Source organism: Pseudomonas sp. 67(2021), assembly GCF_017491835.1.
Taxonomy (GTDB): domain Bacteria; phylum Pseudomonadota; class Gammaproteobacteria; order Pseudomonadales; family Pseudomonadaceae; genus Aquipseudomonas; species Aquipseudomonas atacamensis.
The window spans coordinates 1-469 of sequence record NZ_JAFGYL010000089.1 but is presented as its reverse complement, the minus strand read 5'-3'; the positions used below and the strand labels follow the sequence as shown (position 1 = coordinate 469).

Here is a 469-nt window from a genome sequence, read left to right as displayed (position 1 = left end):
ACCGGGCCACCGGGTGCGGCCTGCACGATCACGAAGTTCACCAGCAGAATCGCCAGCAGGGTCGGCACGATCAGCAGCAGTCGTCGCAGGCTATAACCCCACATGTGCGTACTCCTTTTGCTGTTGCTGCATCTGCGTCGAGGTCAGCGCGGTCGGGCTGATTTCCCACCAGGTGTCGAGTCCGGCGTCGTACAGCGGCGCAATTGCCGGGCGACCGAAACGGTTCCACCACACCGTGGAAATGCCCGGAGGGTAGTAATTGGGAATCCAGTAATAGCCCCACGGCAGTACCCGATCCAGGGCATGGGCGTGGCGCAGAAGACTTTCGCGACTGTCGGCCTGCACCACGCCTTCGAGCAGCGCATCCACCGCCGGGTCGCGCAGCACCATGTAGTTGTTGGAGCCCGGATCATCGGCACCGTCGGAGCCGAAATAGTTGAACAGCTCGCGCCCCGGCGCCTGACTGACC

General features: G+C 63.3%; 1 protein-coding gene and 1 pseudogene. Both read right to left on the bottom strand.

Going from position 1 to position 469, the window contains the following annotated elements:
- A partial coding sequence (locus J5M66_RS27105; RefSeq protein WP_243433557.1) for a hypothetical protein occupies positions 1–104 on the bottom strand: 104 nt, incomplete at its 3' end.
- Positions 91–469, bottom strand: a pseudogene (locus J5M66_RS26650) (ABC transporter substrate-binding protein); the annotation flags it as partial. The gene J5M66_RS27105 and the pseudogene J5M66_RS26650, both read right to left, overlap by 14 nt.